Origin of the sequence: Zobellia roscoffensis (assembly GCF_015330165.1) — a bacterium.
Lineage (GTDB): Bacteria > Bacteroidota > Bacteroidia > Flavobacteriales > Flavobacteriaceae > Zobellia > Zobellia roscoffensis.
Genome location: NZ_JADDXT010000002.1, coordinates 4,351,182 through 4,374,023 on the forward strand (window position 1 = coordinate 4,351,182; position 22,842 = coordinate 4,374,023).

The 22,842-nt window shown below is 38.1% G+C and carries 18 protein-coding genes; 8 read left to right on the forward strand and 10 right to left on the reverse strand.

What is annotated here, in order from left to right:
- Positions 1-333: 333 nt before the first annotated feature.
- The 4 genes from IWC72_RS17720 to IWC72_RS17735 all read left to right on the forward strand — a co-directional run bounded on the left by IWC72_RS17720 (position 334) and on the right by IWC72_RS17735 (position 4,786).
- Positions 334-2,856, forward strand: a complete 2,523-nt coding sequence (locus IWC72_RS17720) for an RHS repeat domain-containing protein (RefSeq protein WP_194530705.1) — start codon at positions 334-336, stop codon at positions 2,854-2,856.
- Positions 2,857-2,860: 4 nt separating this feature from the next.
- Positions 2,861-3,445, forward strand: a complete 585-nt coding sequence (locus IWC72_RS17725) for a hypothetical protein (RefSeq protein WP_194530706.1) — start codon at positions 2,861-2,863, stop codon at positions 3,443-3,445.
- 257 nt (positions 3,446-3,702) lie between these two features.
- Complete coding sequence (locus IWC72_RS17730) at positions 3,703-4,167, forward strand: DUF4274 domain-containing protein (protein ID WP_194530707.1); 465 nt, start codon at positions 3,703-3,705, stop codon at positions 4,165-4,167.
- Between the two features lie 220 nt (positions 4,168-4,387).
- Complete coding sequence (locus IWC72_RS17735) at positions 4,388-4,786, forward strand: DUF3592 domain-containing protein (RefSeq protein WP_194530708.1); 399 nt, start codon at positions 4,388-4,390, stop codon at positions 4,784-4,786.
- A gap of 109 nt (positions 4,787-4,895) precedes the next feature.
- Here IWC72_RS17735 and IWC72_RS17740 read toward each other — a convergent pair whose 3' ends face one another.
- Positions 4,896-5,885 carry a DUF4138 domain-containing protein gene (locus IWC72_RS17740; RefSeq protein WP_194530709.1) on the reverse strand — a complete coding sequence of 330 codons (990 nt, stop codon included), beginning with the start codon at positions 5,883-5,885 and terminating at the stop codon, positions 4,896-4,898.
- Positions 5,886-6,203: 318 nt separating this feature from the next.
- Here IWC72_RS17740 and leuC point away from each other — a divergent pair, with 318 nt between their 5' ends.
- The 4 genes from leuC to leuB all read left to right on the forward strand — a co-directional run bounded on the left by leuC (position 6,204) and on the right by leuB (position 11,004).
- The gene (gene leuC, locus IWC72_RS17745; protein WP_194527511.1) at positions 6,204-7,622 is read left to right on the forward strand and encodes a 3-isopropylmalate dehydratase large subunit; all 1,419 of its coding nucleotides are present in this window, start codon (positions 6,204-6,206) and stop codon (positions 7,620-7,622) included.
- A gap of 76 nt (positions 7,623-7,698) precedes the next feature.
- Complete coding sequence (gene leuD / locus IWC72_RS17750) at positions 7,699-8,295, forward strand: 3-isopropylmalate dehydratase small subunit (protein WP_194527512.1); 597 nt, start codon at positions 7,699-7,701, stop codon at positions 8,293-8,295.
- 121 nt (positions 8,296-8,416) lie between these two features.
- Positions 8,417-9,931, forward strand: coding sequence for an alpha-isopropylmalate synthase regulatory domain-containing protein (locus tag IWC72_RS17755; RefSeq protein WP_194527513.1), 1,515 nt, complete (start codon positions 8,417-8,419; stop codon positions 9,929-9,931).
- A gap of 17 nt (positions 9,932-9,948) precedes the next feature.
- Positions 9,949-11,004, forward strand: coding sequence for a 3-isopropylmalate dehydrogenase (leuB, locus tag IWC72_RS17760; protein WP_194527514.1), 1,056 nt, complete (start codon positions 9,949-9,951; stop codon positions 11,002-11,004).
- Positions 11,005-11,113: 109 nt separating this feature from the next.
- On the opposite strand, the gene IWC72_RS17765 is transcribed toward leuB, so the two are convergent.
- The 9 genes from IWC72_RS17765 to ilvD form a co-directional block, all read right to left on the reverse strand.
- Complete coding sequence (locus tag IWC72_RS17765; protein ID WP_194530710.1) at positions 11,114-12,313, reverse strand: MFS transporter; 1,200 nt, start codon at positions 12,311-12,313, stop codon at positions 11,114-11,116.
- Between the two features lie 266 nt (positions 12,314-12,579).
- Positions 12,580-14,160, reverse strand: a complete 1,581-nt coding sequence (locus tag IWC72_RS17770) for an NADP-dependent glyceraldehyde-3-phosphate dehydrogenase (protein WP_194530711.1) — start codon at positions 14,158-14,160, stop codon at positions 12,580-12,582.
- 148 nt (positions 14,161-14,308) lie between these two features.
- Positions 14,309-15,559 carry a threonine ammonia-lyase IlvA gene (gene ilvA, locus IWC72_RS17775; RefSeq protein WP_194530712.1) on the reverse strand — a complete coding sequence of 417 codons (1,251 nt, stop codon included), beginning with the start codon at positions 15,557-15,559 and terminating at the stop codon, positions 14,309-14,311.
- Between the two features lie 75 nt (positions 15,560-15,634).
- Positions 15,635-17,110, reverse strand: a complete 1,476-nt coding sequence (gene ilvC, locus IWC72_RS17780) for a ketol-acid reductoisomerase (RefSeq protein WP_194530713.1) — start codon at positions 17,108-17,110, stop codon at positions 15,635-15,637.
- A 94-nt stretch (positions 17,111-17,204) separates the two neighbouring features.
- A complete protein-coding gene (gene ilvN, locus IWC72_RS17785; RefSeq protein WP_194527519.1) occupies positions 17,205-17,735 on the reverse strand; it encodes an acetolactate synthase small subunit in 531 nt (176 codons plus the stop codon).
- Between the two features lie 89 nt (positions 17,736-17,824).
- The gene (locus IWC72_RS17790) at positions 17,825-18,595 is read right to left on the reverse strand and encodes a methyltransferase domain-containing protein (protein WP_194530714.1); all 771 of its coding nucleotides are present in this window, start codon (positions 18,593-18,595) and stop codon (positions 17,825-17,827) included.
- 74 nt (positions 18,596-18,669) lie between these two features.
- A complete protein-coding gene (locus tag IWC72_RS17795; protein ID WP_194527521.1) occupies positions 18,670-19,251 on the reverse strand; it encodes an O-methyltransferase in 582 nt (193 codons plus the stop codon).
- A 48-nt stretch (positions 19,252-19,299) separates the two neighbouring features.
- Positions 19,300-21,033 (reverse strand): biosynthetic-type acetolactate synthase large subunit, encoded by a 1,734-nt coding sequence (gene ilvB, locus IWC72_RS17800; protein WP_194527522.1) that lies wholly within the window; start codon positions 21,031-21,033, stop codon positions 19,300-19,302.
- A gap of 85 nt (positions 21,034-21,118) precedes the next feature.
- Positions 21,119-22,795, reverse strand: coding sequence for a dihydroxy-acid dehydratase (gene ilvD / locus IWC72_RS17805; protein ID WP_194527523.1), 1,677 nt, complete (start codon positions 22,793-22,795; stop codon positions 21,119-21,121).
- Positions 22,796-22,842 lie beyond the last annotated feature (47 nt).

Here is a 22,842-nt window from a genome sequence, read left to right on the forward strand (position 1 = left end):
TCTAAACATCTAGATAGGTTTTGTCATTTCTAATAAAATAAATATAAAATTACCCAAGAAGCAAGGCTTAAGAAAATTTCTAGTCCCTCGCTAGCGCTCGTTTGCAACGAGTGCCCTACAGAGTAAGAAACGACAAACAAAGCTATCTAAATATTTAGATAGCTTTTGTATTTTTAAGTATTGACAGAAAAGTTAATTACTTTATTTGCTACGATTAATCTGTTCGGCACTTAAACTTAACATTACAGAGCGTTCTCTGCCCTCCTCCTCTTCAAGCACCACATAAATATTTTGACCTTTGCCCAAAGCAAAGTCTTTGCAAACAAAAACAAGGTGATTGCCATTATGCCCGATGGTGCTGTAACTACTTTCGTATACGATAAAAATGACCGTTTGGTACTCACCAAACCTCCCGTTGGCGGTTCTACGGTACGTACCTTTAAAGAAGACCGTTTGCATGCTGTAATTTCGCCTGATGGTGGCGTAACCTCTTTTGATTACAATGAAAACGGACTCATAAGCGAAGTGCGGGACAATGCCGGGAATATTTCTACACTAAGTTATGACAAGGATTTTAACCTGTCTAAAATGCAACTGCCCAATAAAGCCATTGCTACATGGATGTATGATGCTTGGGGCCGTTGTCATAAAACAAAAAATGCGACCGGTCACGAACAGAATTTCATCTATGACGATTTAGACCGCTTAAAACAAGTGGTAGAAGCAGATAACAATGCCGTACAATTAAAGTACAATGCCTATGATGAAGTTACGGAACTACATCAAAAAAATGGAAAAGTAAAGTTTGAATACACCCCAATGGGAAGCCTGAAAATGAGGGAAGAACGGGGGCGAAAAGTATTCTTCAATTATGATACGGAAGAGCAACTGCGTTATATAGATAATGAACATGGAGAGCGGTACCGCTTTAAACGTAACCCCAATGGGGAGATTATTACCGAAACCGGTTTTGATGGCCTTACCCGAATGTATCAACGCGACCGGGCCGGTAAAGTTTACCGGGTAAACCGCCCTGGTGGCAAGTTTACGGAATACGAGTACGATACCAATGGGCGGATTACCCGTGCCGAACATAGTGATGGCACTTGGGAAACCTACAGTTATGACCGTAATGGTAACTTGATTGAAGCTGTAAACGAAAATAGTACCGTACAACTCATTCGCGACAAGGCGGGCAGGGTCATTGCCGAAAATCAAGATGGGCACCTTGTTGAAAGCGCCTATGACAACTTGGGTAACCGGATACAAATTACCAGTAGCCTAGGTGCAGAAATTGACCTATTGCGCAACAGATTGGGCCAGATTGAAGCGATGAATGCCCAAGTCAATGACATACAATCAGAAGAGAAAACTGGGGCGACTAAAAATGCTCAAGCTTGGCGTGCTGACTTTGCGTATAACAGCATTGGTATGGAAGTAGAACGCCTGCTCCCTGGCGGAATTGTTTCCCAAATGAAATATGATGAAGCAGGGCGCCCTATTCAACAAAAGGTAACCCGTGGCAGTAGCGAAATGCGCCACCGCACCTACAATTGGAGCGCAAACGACCGCTTGACCCGAATGGTGGACGAGCTGAATAAAGGACAGGTAAGCTATACACATGACGCTTTTGGTAATTTAGCTTCCGCCAAATATGAGAACAATGATATGGACTATAAGTTGCCCGATGAAGTGGGCAACCTCTACCGCTCCAGAAATAAAGGCGATAGAAAATATGGCGCTGGTGGGCAATTGCTAAAAGATGGTAACACCTCCTTTAAATATGATGATGAAGGTAACCTGATTGAAAAGCGGACACCAGACGGAGATGAAGCCTACGAATGGTACGGCAACGGTATGCTACAAGCGGTAACCAAAACCAATGGAGAAAGAGTAGAATTTGAATACGACGCCCTAGGTCGTAGAACCGCCAAAAAAACAATGCCACTTCGAGCGCAGTCGAGAAGCGGCATAACTCGCTTTGTGTGGGACGGCAACATACCCTTACACGAATGGAAATACCCGCTAAAAGACCGTCCTGAATGGGTGGTTGATGAATGGGGAATGCTTTCTAAGGATAAAGAAGAACCAATAGATAATTTAGTGACTTGGGTCTTTGACGAAGCAACATTCAAACCTACCGCTAAAATTATTGATGGAGAGCAATTCTCTATCATTACAGATTACTTGGGCACCCCTGTTGAAATGTACAATGCGCAAGGCAAAAAAACTTGGGCGGTTGAATATGATATTTACGGAAAAGTACGTAAACTTGTTGAAGGTTCTTTGGAAGATTGTCCGTTTAGATATCAAGGGCAATATGAGGATTCAGAGACTGGGTTATACTATAATAGGTTTAGGTATTATTCGGCTGATGAAGGAGTTTATATATCGCAGGATCCGATTGGGCTTGCTGGGGGCATGCCCAATATGTATAGTTACACTCATGACAGTAATGCTTGGGTTGACCAATATGGTTTATATTCCGATTTATTAGGGTCAGGAATGGGACACCATCTTATGCCAAGAAGTATAGCTAAAAGTCTTGGGATTGGTGAACTTTCACCAGATAATGCTTTTTCATGGTATCCAAACAACGGTGCTAACACAGCAGATTTACATAAACAATTACATAGAGATTTAATAGATGAAGGGATACCTTATCATGGAAGTAAATTTAAAGGTACTTCTGATGAGTTTTTTGAAGCTGCTAAGAAAGCATATAAGGATATAGATGTAAAAGGATATATGAAAATACCAGGTACTGATAACAAGCTACTTAAAAATGTAACTCCTTTGGAAGGAATAGAAAAACTACAAGAATTACATAAAAAAGGTAAAATACCGTGTAAATAATGATATGGCAAATAAACAATTAGAAGTAAGTGATTATGGATTATATCTTTCTTCACCAGATAGGATGAATTCGTTTTTAAAGAGTGAAAAGATAAAAAGCAAAAAACTTTTAAGTTTCTTTCAAAAGAATCATGACAAATATTTGAAGTCAATAGAGGAAGGTGCATGGTTACCAATCCTTCCCATTGATTCTATAGAGTATATAGTTCAAGTCAATAAGGCATTAAGTGAGGATTGGATTGAAATTTATAAGATAGAAGGGTTTAATATAGAGGTTGGAAATGATAATAGCTTATGGATAGGTTCTTTAAGTAATCTTCATAATTGGAACCCAAAAGATTACCCAAAAGATAAAGACTTTAATTCGTACGAAACTTTGGATGGTCAAAAATGCTATGGCTCTCATAGGTTCGATATACCTAAAGGGAAATATTTGATAAATATAAAAGCCTATAAACATAAAAAGCAATTAGAATATCCCCAAGCTAACTTTGGTTTTTCTTTTGAATTAGAAAGCGTAAATCAATTTGATGGTTATAAAGATCCTAGAGAGGATGAGAAATATTCATTTAATGTGGCTCAGATGTAACTATTAAACATTCATGCCTCCCTCGCTAGCGCTCGTTTGCAACGAGTGCCGTTCAGAGTAAGAAACAACAAACAAAGCTATCTAAACATTTAGATAGCTTTTGTATTTTTAAACAATGAGTAGAAAATGGTAAAGGAAGAAACCCTGGCAATAAAAGCCTTGGTTTTACCATTGGTGTTTTTAGGTTTTCGATAGGAAGTAACTGGGACGGCACTCGTGAAATACGAGCGCTAGCTGGGGTAGTTAAAATTTTAATTATGACTGAACAAGAAATTAGAAAAATAGCAGACGATAAAATAATTGATTATGCAAAAACAGTCAATCCGATAGAATGGCACAAAATGGCCATAGATTGGAACTATGATAGTAGTAAAACTTTTTTGAAATGGTTAATTACAAATCAACAAACAGAAATAGCAACTATTCTAATGATTTACTGGATGTCAAGTCCTAAACATGGTTTTGAATATCAAAATGAGATTGAAAAAAAATATACTTCTGGATTTTATAGTAACCAAAATTTAAGTTTTAACCCAAAAGATGATGATGGTTTAGACTGGACACAAGAATATCCTGATTTAGATAGTAGCAAAATACCACCGGTTATGTTTGATAAAATAGATGGAGAAAAAGTATTGAGTTCAGAGGAATATATTGAAGGGATCCCAGAAAACATTTTTAATGAAATTGAAAATTTATATGAAGAATACGAAATAGATTAAGCCCCTCGCTAGCGCTCGTTTGTAACGAGTGCCGTACAGAGTAAGAAACAACAAACAAAGCTATCTAAATATTTAGATAGCTTATGAAAATATAGTCATTGTAAAATAGAGTTGAGCTATTCAAAAGAGATTCGCGTTCAAAAATAGCAACCAACTAAAGCTTTAAAATTTTCTTGAAATACCAAAATGATGTGCATATTTGTAGAAACAAGATGCCCTAATGAAAACATCCCTACTATTTCTTTTGTCCACCCTACTCTATTGGCCCATTAGTGCTCAGGACTCTTCTAAAAACTGGATTGAGACCGAGGCTAAGATTACCGAAATACACAACAATATAAAAGCAAGAGGAACAAGGTCTTTTGCTACGGTTTCCTACACTGGAGAAAATGGTGAGCCATATCAAAGTAGGGTAGAATTATTGGCTATTCCTTTTATTGGCACCTTAAAATCGGTTAATGATTCTGTAACGGTCTATTACGACCCGGCTAATCCTACCTTGGCAAAATCCCCGGAAACTTCTTTTTTACAATCGTACGGACTTTACCTCTTAATTGGTGCGGGAGTCTTAATTTCTCTTTATAATTTTAGAAAGAAACTAGGAGGAGATACCGCTTAAGTAGTGCGCTGGCGATAGAACTAAAAACCAATGATAAACCAAAAGGAAAGCTACCTAAACATTTAGATAACTTTCTTTTTTAAAATATCGCGAGAAAAGCACAAGTAGTTTATCTACTAGGCTTGATTTGTTTTGCATTTAAACTTAACATTACAGAGCGTTCTCTGCCACCCTCCTCTTCCAAAATGGCATACATATTCTGACCTTCACCAAGAACAAAGTCTTTACAAACAAACACAAGATGATTGCCACTGTGCTCCTTAATAGTCTCCTGTAAGTTATAAATAAACAATTCTTCTATTTCTATTTCGTGATTTCCATCCGGAGATTTGATGAAAAATTTCAACGATTTTACCTTGTAATCCGTCCATGAATCATTTTTCACTTCTAATACAAAATGCAGGTCATTGTGGTCCTTAATGATATTGTTAAGATGCAGCCCTATTAAGTTTATCGTGTTTGAACTTTTTTTGAATCGCGTTTTTTGTTTATAACTGTTTTCACAAAAAATCTGATAGTACCCTTCCCTATCCGAGTTATAAAGACTACTTCCGGTAATTTCAGGTGTTTCTTCTACAGAAGGATTACTAGCTTTTAAATTAACCACCTCTTTTTCCTTAGTGTACCTGTTTTCTTTTAAGAATGGATTTTCAGAAGTATCAGGTTCTGTTTGCGCAATAGGCTTTTGGTCGGCAGCATTTTCATCATGAGTGTTCAGCTCTATATTTGTAGCACTTACCGCGACAACACTAGAACCATTCATTTTTCCTATTGCTTGATCTTCAGCCAACATGTAGGTGAAGTTGTTGACTTGAGTATTATATTGTAAAAGAAATGAAAAAATACTACCATCCTTGGTAATAACAGTAAGATTACTGGCCGCTCCCTTTCTGGCTAACAGGGTTGCCATTTTACCGTTTGGTTCGTAGCTGAATTTATAATGGGGGGCTGGTTCTATTACCTTTTTTATTTCTGAAGGAAAGAATAACGTAACCGTAATACTCTCATTGACCGTTACAGGTATGGGTGAATTATTCGCCTTCATTACCACAGAAGAAAATGCAATGAACAAAAGGATAAATATAGAATTCAGCTTCATAAACAAGTAGGTTTAAGGTAATTTGGGATAATAGACCTTGCCATTTAAACATATAGCACAACAAAAGTAGGGTCTATTATTAAGCTCCGATATTTTTTTCGTTATCGTGATTCATATTTCGTTAATCGGATAAGAACATTACCTTTCAACGGTGTTTTTACTTACCACCAAAAAAAATGGTCCACGAATATGCATTTCGTCAACTTATAAAACACAAAAAAATAGAATTACATACGTTGAACATCGTAATTTTCAACCACTATAATTTCCTAACAACGCCCACTTTCGTTAGATTTGTGAGCTTAGAATTTAAATGAGATGAATACAAAAAAGACATTATTCGATAAAGTTTGGGATTCACATGTGGTACAACACATAGAAAACGGACCAGACGTATTGTTTATAGACCGCCACTTGGTGCACGAAGTAACGAGTCCCGTTGCTTTTTTAGGTTTAAAAACTAGAGGTATCAAAGTGATGCATCCTGAAAAAACGTTTGCTACGGCAGACCATAACACGCCTACGATCAACCAACACCTTCCTGTTGAAGATCCTCTTTCTGCGAACCAACTTCGTATGCTAGAGGAAAACTCAAATGAGTTTGGTATTTCATATTGGGGGCTGGGTCACGAAAAGAACGGTATCGTTCACGTTGTTGGTCCTGAATATGGTATTACCCAACCAGGTGCTACCATTGTTTGTGGAGATTCCCATACCTCTACTCACGGTGCTTTTGGAGCTATCGCTTTTGGTATTGGTACCTCTGAAGTAGAAATGGTATTGGCTACGCAGTGCATTATGCAGACCAAACCAAAAAGTATGCGAATTAATGTTGAAGGCAGTTTGAACCGAGGCGTTACACCTAAGGATGTTGCTTTGTATATTATTTCTCAGTTAACTACTTCTGGCGCTACTGGCTATTTTGTTGAGTATGCCGGACAAGTTTTCCGCGATATGACCATGGAAGGGCGTATGACCGTTTGTAACCTTAGTATTGAGATGGGTGCTCGTGGAGGTATGATTGCTCCAGATGAGAAAACCTTTGAATACGTGAAAGGAAGAGAGTTTACTCCTGACGGTGCAGCTTGGGATAAAGCTATGGCGTATTGGGAAACGCTACCTACAGAAGAAGGTGCAGAATTTGATAAAGAAATTACTTTTAACGCAGCAGACATAGAACCGATGATTACCTACGGTACAAACCCGGGTATGGGCATCGGAATTTCTAATGGTATTCCGCAAGCGGATGCTGTGGAGGGTGGCGTTGCTACTTATAAAAAATCATTGCAGTACATGAACTTCAGTGAAGGCGATAGTATGATGGGGAAACCTATCGATTTTGTTTTCTTAGGAAGCTGTACCAACGGAAGAATCGAAGATTTTAGATTGTTTACTTCTTTGGTTAAAGGACGTCAGAAAGCACCTAATGTTACTGCTTGGTTGGTTCCTGGCTCTCACAAGGTTGAAAAAGCTATTAAAGATGAAGGTCTTTTAGCAATTTTGAACGATGCCGGTTTTGAACTTCGTGAGCCTGGTTGTTCTGCTTGTTTAGCTATGAACGATGATAAAGTACCTGCAGGAAAATACGCAGTTAGTACTTCCAACAGAAACTTTGAAGGTAGACAAGGTCCTGGTTCAAGAACCCTTTTAGCTAGCCCGTTAGTTGCTGCAGCTGCAGCTGTTACAGGAAAGGTTACAGATCCAAGAGAGTTAATGACAGAAATGGTTGCCGGTTAAAAATTGATCGTTATTTTTCGCAAAGAAGAAAAATTAAACCATCAACGAACAACCATCAACGAATAACTAGAACAAAATGGCATACGATAAATTCAACACATTAAAATCATCGGCAGTACCTCTTCCTATAGAGAATGTGGACACCGATCAAATTATACCTGCAAGATTCTTAAAAGCTACTGAACGTAAAGGTTTTGGCGATAATCTTTTTAGAGATTGGCGTTATAACGGTGACGGAACTGAAAAGAAAGACTTTGTACTGAACAACCCTACCTATAGCGGTAAAATTCTAGTGGGTGGCAAGAACTTCGGTTCTGGTTCTTCTCGTGAACATGCGGCATGGGCAGTTTACGATTACGGATTCCGCGTTGTGATTTCTAGTTTCTTTGCTGATATCTTTAGAAACAACTGTTTGAACATCGGTGTTCTTCCGGTTCAAGTAAGTGCCGAGTTTCTTGATAAAGTATTAAAAGCAATTGAAGCGGACCCTAATGCTACTTTTGAAGTGAGCCTACCCGAGCAGACCATTACTATTGAAGGTAGTGGAGAATCAGAAAGCTTTGACATCAACGCTTATAAAAAAGCGAACCTCTTAAATGGTTTTGATGATATTGATTACCTTTTAAATATCCAGAAGGAAATTAAAGAATTTGCTTCTGACAGGCCTTTATAAGCCGCAGTCAATAAGAAGCATTAAGAAACAATCTGCTGAACCTTGGTTTCAGCAGATTGTTTTCCTTTACAATACCAGATAAATCAATCCAAAAAAATAGTATAAAGAACATCTAGAGCAAATGAAAAGAAAGCTGGAAATAATGGATACCACCCTACGGGACGGGGAACAGACCTCAGGAGTATCTTTTTCGGTTTCGGAAAAACTTACTTTGGCCAAACTTCTACTTGAAGAGTTAAAAGTAGACCGTATTGAAGTTGCTTCCGCAAGAGTATCGGAAGGTGAATTTGAAGCGGTAAAACAAATTTCTCAATGGGCCAAAGAAAAGGGGTGCTTAAACAAAGTAGAGGTTTTAACCTTTGTAGATGGTGGTGTTTCTATAGATTGGATGAACCAAGTGGGCGCCAAAGTTCAGAACTTACTTACTAAAGGTTCTTTAAACCATCTTACCCATCAGCTTAAAAAAACACCTGAACAACATTTTTCTGATATTGCCAAAACCATAGCGCTTGCTGCAGAAAGCAATATTGAGACCAATGTGTATTTGGAAGATTGGAGTAACGGAATGCGGAATTCAAAAGAATACGTTTTTCAATACCTAGATTTTTTAACGCAACAGCCCGTTAAAAGAATTTTGTTGCCAGATACCTTAGGGGTTCTGACACATACCGAAACTTTCGATTTCATTTCAGAAACAGTTGCCCGATACCCAAACAGCCATTTTGACTTTCATGGACATAATGATTATGACCTTGGCGTTGCAAATGTTATGGAAGCCGTAAAAGGCGGTTGCCACGGACTGCACCTTACCGTTAACGGAATGGGTGAACGTGCAGGTAATGCCCCAATGGCCAGTGCAGTTGCGGTTATAAATGATTTTTTAACCGATGTTGATATTAACGTAAACGAATCATCACTATTTAAGGTAAGTAAGCTTGTTTCTGCGTTTACAGGTGTTGGAATTCCATACAACAAGCCTATTGTTGGCGATAATGTATTTACACAAACTGCCGGAATTCATGCCGATGGGGACAACAAGAACAACTTGTACTTTAACGATTTACTACCAGAGCGTTTTGGCAGAAAACGTAAATATGCCTTAGGTAAAACATCCGGTAAAGCAAATATTCAGAAGAACCTTCAAGAGCTTGGGCTCACCTTGAATGATGATGAGCTTAAAAAAGTTACCCAACGAATTATTGAACTGGGTGATAAAAAAGAACGAGTTACCAAGGAAGATTTACCTTATATTATTTCCGATATTTTAGATAGTGGAAGCTACCAGCAAAAGGTTTTTATAAAATCTTACGTGCTCACCCACTCTAAAGGATTAAGACCGTCCACAACAGTTTCTTTGGAAATAAACGGAGAGCTTTTAGAAGCACATGCGCAAGGAGACGGACAATACGATGCCTTTATGAACGCAATTCGGAAACTCTATGTTTCCAAAAAAATTGAGTTGCCTAAATTAATAGATTACGCCGTTAGAATCCCGCCCGGAAGTAATTCCGATGCACTTTGTGAAACCATTATTACATGGCAGAACAACAATAAAGAATTTATTACCCGTGGTTTGGATTCCGATCAAACGGTATCCGCTATCAAGGCTACAGAAAAGATGCTTAATATTATATAAATAGAATCAATACAATAATGAAACTAGACATTGCACTATTGGCCGGAGATGGAATCGGCCCCGAAGTTATTGACCAAGCCGTAAAAGTTTGCGACGCAATCGCAACAAAATATAAGCATGAAATTAGCTGGAAACCTGCGTTGACAGGCGCTGCCGCTATAGATGCTGTTGGAGAACCTTATCCAGACGACACGCATGAAGTTTGTGCTAATGCAGATGCTGTACTTTTTGGAGCTATAGGTCACCCGAGGTTTGACAATGACCCTTCGGCAAAAGTTCGCCCAGAGCAAGGTTTATTGAAAATGAGACAAAAATTAGGTCTTTTTGCGAACGTACGTCCAACTTTTACATTTCCTTCTTTAATTGACAAATCGCCTTTAAAGCGTGAGCGCATTGAAGGAACGGATTTAATTATCCTTCGTGAATTGACAGGTGGTGTATATTTTGGAGAACGTGGAAGAAAAGATAATGGTAACACTGCTTTTGACACCATGACCTACACTCGTGCAGAGATTCAACGTTTAGCGAAAAAAGGTTTTGAATTGGCATTGACCCGTTCAAAACGTCTTTGTTGTGTAGATAAAGCCAACGTTTTGGAATCTTCTCGTTTATGGAGAGAAACTGTACAAGCTATGGAAAAAGACTATCCTGAAGTTGAAGTATCCTATGAATTTGTTGATGCCGTAGCCATGCGTTTGGTACAATGGCCTAAAGCATATGACGTAATTATTACTGAAAACCTTTTTGGGGATATCTTAACCGATGAAGCTTCTGTTATTTCTGGGTCTATGGGATTAATGCCTTCTGCTTCTGTTGGTGAAAAAACAAAATTATACGAGCCTATTCACGGTTCATACCCACAAGCCGCAGGAAAAGACATTGCCAACCCATTGGCAACTGTACTTTCAGCAGCTATGCTTTTTGAAGATTTTGGTCTACAACAGGAAGCAGACGATATCCGTCGTGTAGTGAATAAATCTTTAGCTGAAGGTATTGTAACCGAAGACCTTTCCGAAGATGCCAAATCGTACAAAACAAGCGAAGTTGGCGATTGGTTGGCTTCAAACGTTTAATGATATTCATATTAGCAAAAACCTCCCAAGAAATATTCTTGGGAGGTTTTTTTATATAATTTAAACTGTAATTCAGCTTTCAGTTGCTAGGTAAATTTCTATCCTACACCTAGCTATTATAAGCCAATTTTCTATATTTATTTGCTTTTTGTCTTCTATACACCAGAATTGAGACTGCCATAACCGCGCCAACACCCGCTAAGATAGCTCCAACAACTCCGGAATAAACCACGCCATATCCGTACGCAATGGGCAATCCAGCTAAATAAGCTCCAGAGGCATTCCCCATATTAAAAGCGCTTTGATTCATTGAAGAACCCAACATTTCATTTCCTTTGGATGTATTGATAATTGCCATCTGTATGGGGGTTGAAACCGTAAAAGAAGCCAATCCCATCAAAAAAGTCATAATCAATAATAATTGTGGGCTTGATGCAACTACAGCGTTTATCAATAATAAAATTACCATAAAACTTAAACTTATTGCTACTGCCTTTAATGGTGCGAACCACTCGGCCATTTTTGCTCCTAAAAAATTACCGACTACCATGCCAAGACCTGCTAAAATCATAGCATAACTAACCATATGCTCTCCCATTCCGGCAATATCCGTTACTAATGGAGCTATATAACTATACCAAGCAAAAAATCCTCCGGTTCCAATTGTTGTCAATGCTATAAGCGCCCATAACTCACCATTTTTCAACCCCTTATTCTCATTTGATTGTGCCTTGGGTAAGTCCGGTGCTATTTTTGGCATCCAAAAAAGCACACTTAAAATTGCCATAAACCCAACGATTCCCGCCATAAAGAAAGACAAACTCCAATCATAGTGGTGGCCTATATACGTTCCCATTGGCACACCAATAACGTTGGCAATGGTCAACCCAGAGAACATTACGGCAATTGCTTGAGCTGATTTTCCGGCCTTTACCAATTTCCCAGCAACTACGGCACCTATACCAAAAAAGGCTCCGTGTGGTAATCCTGATAAGAATCGAGTAATCAACAACGTGATATAACTATCTGAAAAACCGGATAGTGTATTAAATAAGGTAAACCACCCCATCAATAACAATAAAACCGTTCGTGAATTTAACTTGGCTCCTATTTTTGTTAATAATGGAGCTCCCACTACTACACCTAGTGCATAGGCCGCAATAGAATGACCAGCTTGAGGAATGGTAATATTTAGACCTTTAGCTACATCAGGAAGAATTCCCATGATAACAAATTCCGTCAATCCAATACCAAAACCGCCTATCGCTAAAGCAATTAATGCTTTTCTGTTTGCTGTGTTTGTTTTCATAGCGCACATCTTTTTAGTTAAACATAATTATTTGTAAGATTTGGAGCTTACACAAAAATTAATCAAAATTTTGTAACAAAGATATGACGAGAAAACGGTTCTTAAATATGGGTAATTATCAAATTTCTATTCAATATTACCCGTAAAACAATATTACCCCTAATACAAGGGGTAATATTTGATATCTCAAGATATATAGTAAAAACCTAAAAGATGCTTAGCCTTATAATGAAAAGCTTCGCATTTTCTTAGTAGACTGACGTGGATTACAAAATATAATCAGTGCTGACAAAGTTAGATAACTTGGCTTCTAATAACTGCTGAACGGTCTCATTATTCAAATCATTATCCTTAAAAGCTACAAAAGTCCGAATAGAAAAAGAGCGCAATGCATCATGAACACTTAAAGTTGCCTGTGCTGAATCTTTTCTTCCCGTAAACGGATACATATCCGGTCCACGTTGACATGAACTATTTAGGTTTACACGACAAACCAGATTCACCAAAGTATCAATCAACGGAGACAGCGCATACACATCCTTTCCGAATAAACTCACTTGCTGCCCATAGTTACTTTCGGCCATATCGTTCAATGGCTCTTCAATATCAGAGAACGAAAGTACGGGTACAATAGGCCCAAATTGCTCTTCTTGATATACTCGCATATCCTTATTTACAGGATACAACACTGCTGGCCATATGTAATTATCGAATTGCTGACCTCCCTTTTTATTCTTTATTTTAGCTCCTTTTGCAACAGCATCATCAATCAATTCTTGAATATATGCTGGTTTGCCCGGTTCTGGAAGTGGCGTTAATTTCACTCCGCTATCCCAAGGATTTCCAAATTTTAGTGAATCTACTCGTTTTGAATATCGTTTTAAAAATTCCTCTCTAATATCTTCATGAACATAAATAACTTTAAGCGCTGTACAACGCTGTCCGTTAAAAGACAAAGTGCCCGCAATACATTCATCAATAGTTAAATCTAAATCGGCATCTGGTAAAATAATTGCTGGATTCTTAGCCTCTAGACCTAAAACCAAGCGAAGTCTATTACTTTTAGGATGTTGCTCTTGTAATGCATTGGCAGATTTACTGTTTCCAATCAATGCAAGTACATCAACTTTGCCGGTTTGCATTATTGGAGCAGCCACTGCCCTACCTCTACCAAAAATAATATTTACCACACCTTTAGGGAAACTACTTTGAAAAGCTTCCAAAAGTGGGGTAATCAATAAAACCCCATGTTTTGCTGGTTTAAAAATGGTAGTATTCCCCATAATAATTGCAGGAATAAGCAAAGCGAAGGTTTCATTTAACGGGTAATTATATGGCCCTAGACAAAGAACAACGCCTAATGGGCCTCTTTTTATATGTGCATAAACCCCATCTTGCTTTTGAAATTTAGCAGAATTGCGGTCTAAGTCCTTATATTCCTCAATTGTGTCATTGATATAATCAACCGTACGATCAAATTCTTTTTGACTATCTGGTAATGACTTACCAATTTCCCACATTAAAAGCTTAACGATTACTTCGCGCTTCGTTTTCATCTGACGCACAAAGTTCTCCATACATTCAATACGATCCTTTACATGCATTGTTGGCCAAACACCTTGCCCTCTACTGAAAGCCTTCATAGCTGAATCTAATGCATCTAAAGCTTCAGGCTCTCCCATATCTGGAATACTACCCAGCAATGTAGGCTTGTATTCTTCAGTTGAAGAAATAGTAGAAAACACCTCAGTAGAATTTCCTGACCATGTTTTTAGTTCTCCGTTTACCAAATATTTTCTTTGGTCTATAGTTTGGCTAATCTGATATTCTTCGGGTATTTCTTTCATTTTCAGAATGGTTTATTGTCATCGATTAAAATACTACCATAGTAGGCATAACGAAAATACATAATTAACATATCAGTGTTGGTTATGGGAAAATTAAATAAACCCTTCCGTATCAAATTTTCATAAAAAAAGTGCAAATTGTGAAACCTTAAACCAAATACTGGAACAAATCTGGCTTATCATTTAAATAATCCCCGTAAAAATTATTGGATTTCATTCGTTGCACCAAAGGTTGTAGATCTTCAGGACTTTTTAATTCAATACCAACAATAGCTGGAGCGTTCTCTCGACTAGATTTTTTTGAATACTCAAAATGAGTAATATCATCATCTGGACCTAAAATTTCTGCAACGAATTCTTTTAAAGCGCCAGGCCTTTGCGGAAAACGAACGATAAAATAATGTTTAAGCTGACCGTAAAGTAAGGCTCGCTCCTTAATTTCAGCCGTTCTGGTAATGTCATTGTTGCTTCCGCTAAGAATACAAACTACATTTTTACCTTTAATTTCTTCAGAAAACATATCTAAAGCCGTAATGGTCAATGCACCCGCAGGCTCAACAACTATGGCGTCTCTGTTATAAAGATCTAAAATAGTCTGACAAACCTTTCCTTCTGGAACGGTAACCATATCATGAAGTCCGTTTTTACAGATTTCAAAAGTGAGATCCCCTACTTTCTGAACCGCAGCCCCATCAATAAATTTATCAATTTTAGATAGCTCAGTATTAATGTTATTCTTAATGGATGTTTTCATGGATGGAGCTCCTTCTGGCTCCACGCCCATAATTTTGGTGTTTGGTGAGAGTTCCTTAAAAACTCCTATCAACCCTGAGGCTAATCCGCCGCCACCAATGGCAGCAAAAATATAATCAATTGGTTGTTTAAACTGTTCCAACAACTCTAAACCAACCGTACCCTGCCCTTCTATAACCTTAGGGTCATCAAAAGGATGAATAAAAGTTTTTGCATTTTCCTCACAAAACGCCCGGGCACTCTTTGAGGAATCATCAAAAGTATCACCTTCCAATACAACTGTTACCCATTCGCCACCAAACATTTTGGTCTGTTCAATTTTCTGTTTTGGAGTTACAGATGGCATGTATATGGTTCCCTGAATCTTGAGGTGATTACAGGCAAAAGCTACACCCTGAGCATGATTACCTGCACTGGCACAAACAATCCCATTTTCTCTTTCCTTTTCCGAAAGCGAACTAATTTTATTAAATGCTCCACGAATTTTATAAGACCGTACACGATGTAAATCTTCTCGCTTCAGGAGTACATTGGCACCAAAAGCTTTTGACAAACGAATGCTAGGCATTAATGGCGTTTCCGTTGCTACCTGAGCTATGGTATACGCCGCCTTTTTTATATCGGATATGTTAGGAAAGTAAGTCATATTAAAAAACCCTGTCGAGAATTTTGACTTCCTTCAACAGGAGTGTCTAAAAACAGGACAGGGTCGTTTTATTAATTACACAATCGGCTTCATAGCCGTCATAGATGCACGAAGTCTTGCTCCTACAATTTCTACTGGGTGATCACGAAGCGCTTTGTTAACTGTGATTAATTTAGCATTATCAACACCAGAACTTTTATCTGCAGCATATGCTTTACCGATTACATCAGTATTTATCTTTTTCATGAAGTCTGTCAATAATGGCTTACATGCATGATCAAATAAATAACAACCGTACTCAGCAGTATCAGAAATAACACGGTTCATTTCGAACAATTTCTTTCTTGCGATGGTATTAGCGATTAACGGAGTCTCATGCAATGACTCATAGTAAGCAGACTCACCAATAATACCAGAATCTGTCATTGCTTCAAAAGCTAGCTCTACTCCTGCTCTTACCATTGCCACCATTAATACACCATGGTCGTAAAATTCTTGCTCAGAGATTTCTACATCTCCTGCAGGTGTTTTTTCAAAAGCAGTTTCTCCCGTAGCTGCTCTCCATCCTAATAAATTTTTATCATCATTAGCCCAGTCTTCCATCATGGTCTTAGAGAATTCTCCTTGCATAATATCGTCCATATGCTTTTGAAATAAAGGACGCATAATGTCTTTTAATTCTTCTGACAATTCAAAAGCCTTAATTTTCGCTGGGTTAGACAAACGGTCCATCATGTTGGTAATACCACCATATTTCAAACCTTCCGTAATGGTTTCCCACCCGTATTGAATTAATTTAGAAGCATAACCAGCATCAATACCCTTCTCGATCATTTTATCGAAACAAAGAATACTACCTGTTTGTAACAAACCACAAAGAATAGTTTGTTCACCCATTAAATCTGATTTTACTTCAGCTACAAAAGAAGACTCCAAAACACCAGCTCTATGACCACCTGTACCAGCAGCATACGCTTTAGCTTGCTCTAAACCTTTTCCTTCTGGATCGTTCTCTGGGTGAACCGCAATTAGAGTTGGCACCCCAAAACCTCTTTTATATTCTTCGCGCACCTCAGAACCTGGACTCTTAGGAGCTACCATGATTACCGTAAGGTCTTCACGAACTTGAGTGCCTTCCTCAACAATATTAAAACCGTGAGAATAGGATAAAGTCGCTCCTTTTTTCATTAATGGCATTACAGCACCAACAACAGCAGTGTGTTGCTTATCCGGAGTTAGGTTGATCACTAGATCAGCAGTAGGTATCAATTCTTCATATGTACCAACTGTGAATCCGTTTTCACTGGCATTTAAAAACGATTGTCTTTTTTCTTTAATTGCTGCATCACGTAAGGTATAGGCGATATCCAATCCTGAATCACGCATATTCAAACCTTGGTTAAGGCCTTGAGCCCCACAACCAACAACAACTATTTTTTTCCCTTTTAAAGCTGATACACCATCTGCGAATTCTGAAGCATCCATGAACCTACATTTGCCCAGTTGCGTCAGCTGATCTCTTAATGATAGTGTATTAAAGTAATTTGCCATTTTTCAATCGTGTTTTTCAAATTCCACCCAAAGTTATTCTAAAATAGACGATAGCCGGAATCCTTTATTAAATTAATTATTGATTTCTATTTAGTTATTTATCTTGATAAAACTCATTGAGTAAAGCGGTAATCTGCATTTCTTCTTTTGAAACAGAAATACGACCCGAACGCACAAACTGCATAATACCAAAAGGTTTCAATTGATCATACATTTCATTAATCTCATTTCTACGACCAGATTTTGCTATTACAAAAAAGTCACGGGCAACCGTTACAATTTGCGAATTGTTATCCTTAATGATATTTTGAATTTGTCTCTCGTCAAAAAGTAAATTAGAAGCTATTTTAAACAAAACAGATTCTTGATAAATAGTTTCTTCATCTGTGTGAAAAAACGCTTTTATCACCTCTATTTGCTTTTCTATTTGGCCCACGATATTACGGGTCCACTTTTCGGTAGTGTATACAACGATTGTAAATTTAGAAACACCTTCTATTTCTGATTTTGAAACATTTAAACTTTCTATGTTAATGTGCCTCTTTAAGAAAATTCCAGAAATTCTATTCAGTAAACCTACATTGTTTTCCGAATATACCGATATGGTAAACCATTCTTTTTCCATTGTTCTTTTTAATATAGTTTAATCGAGCGCAGTCGATAAAAAACATTCTCATTTCACAAAACCACTCGACCGCACTCGAGGGAGGGCAATCACTTTTTACGAGCTACAACCCTAATCCGTTTATAATCAGCATACCATTTGCCGTCTTTAAATAGCTCTGGTTTTACCTTATCTTGTACTTCTTTACTTATCTCAATGATATCTTCATTAGTGACACCATCAAAAAAGGAAGACCCGAACATAGTAATCCAATCTACAATACCTGTATGATTATCTACCAATTCAGTTGGCCTATCATACCATTGTGCAAAAACAACTTCAAAACCAGCCTCTTCTAACTTTGAAGTGTATTCCCCAATTGATGGGAAGTACCAAAGATTAATCCTTGCTTGTTTCTCATAACCTCGCTTATAAAGACTTTCCCGGAGTGCATCACTTATAGTTCGTATATTATTTTTACCTCCAAACTCAACAACTATTCTACCACCAGTACACAAAGCCTGGTACATACTTGCTATTGCCTCTTCATATTGCACCACCCAATGGAGTGCTGCATTCGAAAAAATAGCGTCAAATTTTTCTTCAACTTTAAAATTAGCAGCATCTGCAACTTCAAAATTAACAGAAGGAAAATTATACTTCGCCTTAGCAATCATTTCCGGAGATTTATCTAACCCCATTACCATTTTCACCAAGCCACTTATATCAAAAGTCAATTCACCGGAACCACAGCCTAAATCAAGTATTCGCTCATTCGATTTTGGTGCAAGCAACTCAATAAGCGATTTGCCGTAATCGTATACGAAAGCGTGCTTATCATTATAAAGTTGGGCGTTCCAACTATGTGTTACTTGTGTCATTTTTACTAATTACTTGTTTACTAGTTTATTTTTCAACCTCTATCTAACACTCTTTGTCTAAGAAGTAGCAAAATTTAGCTATTTCTAACAGCAATAATCAAACCTGTGGACCAATTCAATTTTGTTAATGTAAAGTCTGCTCGGTTCTCTAAATAAGCAACTAATCGCGCTACATTATCCTCATGTCCTGCTGGCCAATTTGGTTGCGCGGTCATATCATCGATTACATAAAAACCACCAACTTTCACAAAGCTTAATATTTCTTCTATTTCGCTATATTTTCCTGGCCAAGCATCGGCAAAAATCAAATCAAACTTATCTCCCGAATATCTTTTTATCCATTCCGAACCATCCTCACAAATAAGCTTTACACGTTTATCTGCTTTGAAATATTCCGAAACAATATCAATTAGCTTTGAGTCATTATCAACTGAAATCAACTCAGAATCAGCATTCATACCATCTACCATCCAAGAAAGACTCAAGCCAATTCCTGTACCCAGTTCCAAAAACTTTCCTTCTGGTTTTGAAGCCATAAGGGTTTTTAACAGCGTGCCTATATACACATCCGAAGGCATAGTAAAACCTATCTCTTTGGATTTCTGCTCTATTTGTTGATGGATTTTTGGTTTGTCCTGTATATTGGAATCTAACACTTTTCTTATTTATTTGAATATTTAATGGCAAACCTTATTTTGGGTCAATTACTTCAAGCGAACTTCAGAAACCGAAGCCCCAGAAGGAATCATCGGAAACACATTATCTTCCTGTTCAACCTTTACTTCAAGGAAATAAGGGTTTTCAGAAGCCATCATTTCTTTAACCGCTGCTTTCATATCTTCACGAGTACTTACTCTTTTCGCTTCAATACTATACCCCTCTGCAATCTTAACAAAATCAGGATTCGTCATTACAGTTGAAGCATACCTTCTATCAAAGAAAAGTTCCTGCCACTGACGTACCATTCCTAAGTGCTCATTATTAAGTACAACTATCTTAACCGGTACATTATGCTGAAAGATAACCCCCAGTTCTTGAATAGTCATTTGATAACCTCCATCACCAATAATTGCAACTACCTCACGGTCCATAGCTCCCATTTTGGCACCAATTGCTGCAGGAAGTGCAAACCCCATGGTACCAAGACCACCAGAAGTTATATTACTCTTGCTTTGTTTGAACTTTGCATAACGACAACCGATCATCTGGTGCTGTCCTACATCCGTAACAATTACGGCTTTTTGCTCAGATTCTATATTTATCTGCTCAATAACCTCACCCATGGTCAACCCTTCTTTTGTAGGCTGAATATCGTTTTTAATTACCTGATCAAATTCAACTTTATACTTCTCTTTGAATTCGTTGTGCCAAGCCTCATGTTTATTCTCTTTGATCAAAGGCAATAACATACCCAACGTTTCTTTGGAGTTACCTAAAACAGGTACATCTGCGTGTACATTTTTATTGATTTCTGCTTTGTCGATTTCAAAATGGATAACTTTAGCCTGTTTGGCATATGTATCTAAATTACCTGTTACACGATCATCAAAACGCATACCGATAGCAATTAGCACATCACATTCATTCGTTAATACGTTTGGTCCATAGTTACCATGCATACCGACCATACCCACATTTAAGGGATGCTCATTATCTAAAGCCGAAGCCCCCATAATAGTCCAAGCAGCAGGAACCCCTGACTTTTCTACCAATGCTTTCAGCTCTTCTTCCGCTTTACCTAAAATTACACCTTGGCCCCAAACAATAAGTGGTTTCTTGGCATTATTAATAAGTTCCGCAGCAGCTTCAATTTGCTTAACCTTAGGCTTAGGCACAGGATTGTAACTTCTTACTGCCGTGCATTTTTCATAACTAAATTCAAACTCATCTATTTGAGCGTTTTTAGTAATGTCTACCAAAACCGGACCTGGCCTACCTGACTTGGCTATATAGAATGCCTTTGCCATTATTTCGGGAATTTCAGAAGCTTCAGTAATCTGATAGTTCCATTTTGTAACCGGAGTAGAGATTCCAATAATATCCGTTTCCTGAAATGCATCGGAACCTAACAAATGACGCGTAACCTGACCTGTGATACACACCATTGGTGTAGAATCTATCTGAGCATCGGCCAGACCTGTAACCAAGTTGGTTGCCCCAGGACCAGATGTTGCCATGGCGACACCTACTCTACCCGAAACCCTAGCATACCCCTGAGCGGCATGCGTAGCACCTTGCTCGTGACGCGTTAAGATATGGGTAAGTTTATCCTGAAATTTATATAATTCGTCATAAACGGGCATAATAGCACCACCAGGGTAACCATATAGCAAATCCACACCCTCAGCCAGCAAACAATGTATGATGGCTTCTGCACCACTTATTTTCATTTTTGTTTTCTTTGGGTTTTCCTCCGTTTTCATTTTTAATGTTTCCATAGGTCTGTAATCCTTATATAACTAATTGCAGAGACCACTCTGCTTCTGATTTCTCATCGTGTTTAGAGAAACCCTTTCATATTCATTAAAACTCATCAGTTACACAACCTTGCGCGGCAGATGATACTGATCGTGCATATTTGTACAACACTCCTTTTTTGAACTTCAACTCAGGCTCTACCCAAGATTCTTTTCTTTTTGCAAATACTTCGTCTGATACCTCAACATTTATTGAATTGGTTTCAGCATCAATAGTAATAATATCCCCATCTTCTACCAAGGCAATGTTCCCACCTTCTTGTGCCTCTGGAGAAATGTGCCCTACAACAAAACCATGTGTACCTCCTGAAAAGCGACCATCTGTTATTAAAGCAACATCCTTACCAAGTCCTGCACCCATAATAGCTGCAGTAGGCTTTAGCATTTCCGGCATACCCGGTCCTCCTTTTGGCCCTTCATAACGTATGACTACAACATCTCCTTTTTTCACCAAGCCCGTACGAATACCATCATTTGCAGCATACTCACCGTTAAATACTTTTGCCGTTCCTTTGAACAACAACCCTTCTTTACCTGTAATTTTTGCGACTGAACCGTTTTCAGCCAAGTTTCCGTACAACATACGCAAGTGCCCCGTAGCCTTAATAGGCTTATCCAAAGGCATGATTACATCTTGACCTTCTTCTAAATCCGGTACACTTTCTAGGTTCTCCGCCAAGGTTTGTCCTGTTACGGTCAAACAATCACCATGCAGTATTCCATTTTTTAATAGATATTTCAATACCGCTGGAATTCCACCAACACGGTGAACGTCTTCCATTAAATATTTACCGCTAGGTTTTAAATCCGCAATAAACGGAGTTGTATCACTAATATGTTGGAAATCTTGTAATGTAAAATCAATATCCGCAGCTCTTGCAATAGCCAAGAAGTGCAATACCGCATTTGTTGAACCACCCAATATTGTCACTAAACGGATAGCGTTCTCAAGAGATTTACGTGTAACAATATCCAAAGGCTTAATATCCTTCTCAATAAGTATACGCATTTGCTTACCCGCAGCTATACTTTCTTCTTTTTTATCATTACTAATAGCTGGGTTAGAAGAATTGTAAGGCATAGACATACCCAAAGCTTCAATTGCAGATGCCATTGTATTAGCTGTATACATACCTCCACAAGCCCCGGCTCCCGGAATTGATTCTTTTATGACATTTTTGTATTCGGGCTCTTCCATAGTGCCCGCTACTTTCTCTCCCCATGCTTCAAAAGCAGAAACAATATCCAATCTTTTATTATTATGACATCCTGATGCTACGGTACCACCGTAAACCAATATAGCAGGACGATTAAGACGCAACATTGCAATAAGGGCTCCCGGCATATTTTTATCACAGCCAACAACAGTTACAAGACCGTCATATGACATTCCCTGAACAACGGTCTCCATAGAATCTGCAATAATATCTCTTGACGGAAGAGAAAAACGCATTCCAGGGGTTCCCATAGATATACCATCACTTACACCAATAGTATTAAAAATAAGACCCACAGTTTCTTTAGAATTAACACCCTCTTTTACCAATTTGGCTAAATCATTCAAGTGCATGTTACAAGGATTCCCCTCGTAACCGGTACTTGCAATCCCAATTAATGGTTTATTAAAATCTTCATCCTTAAAACCTATCGCATAAAGCATTGCTTGTGCAGCTGGTTGTGTTGAATCTTGTGTTACGTTTTTACTGTATTTATTCAGTTCCATTAAGCGCTATATAATTGGTTGTTCTTTTTACAATATGTACTCTCTAT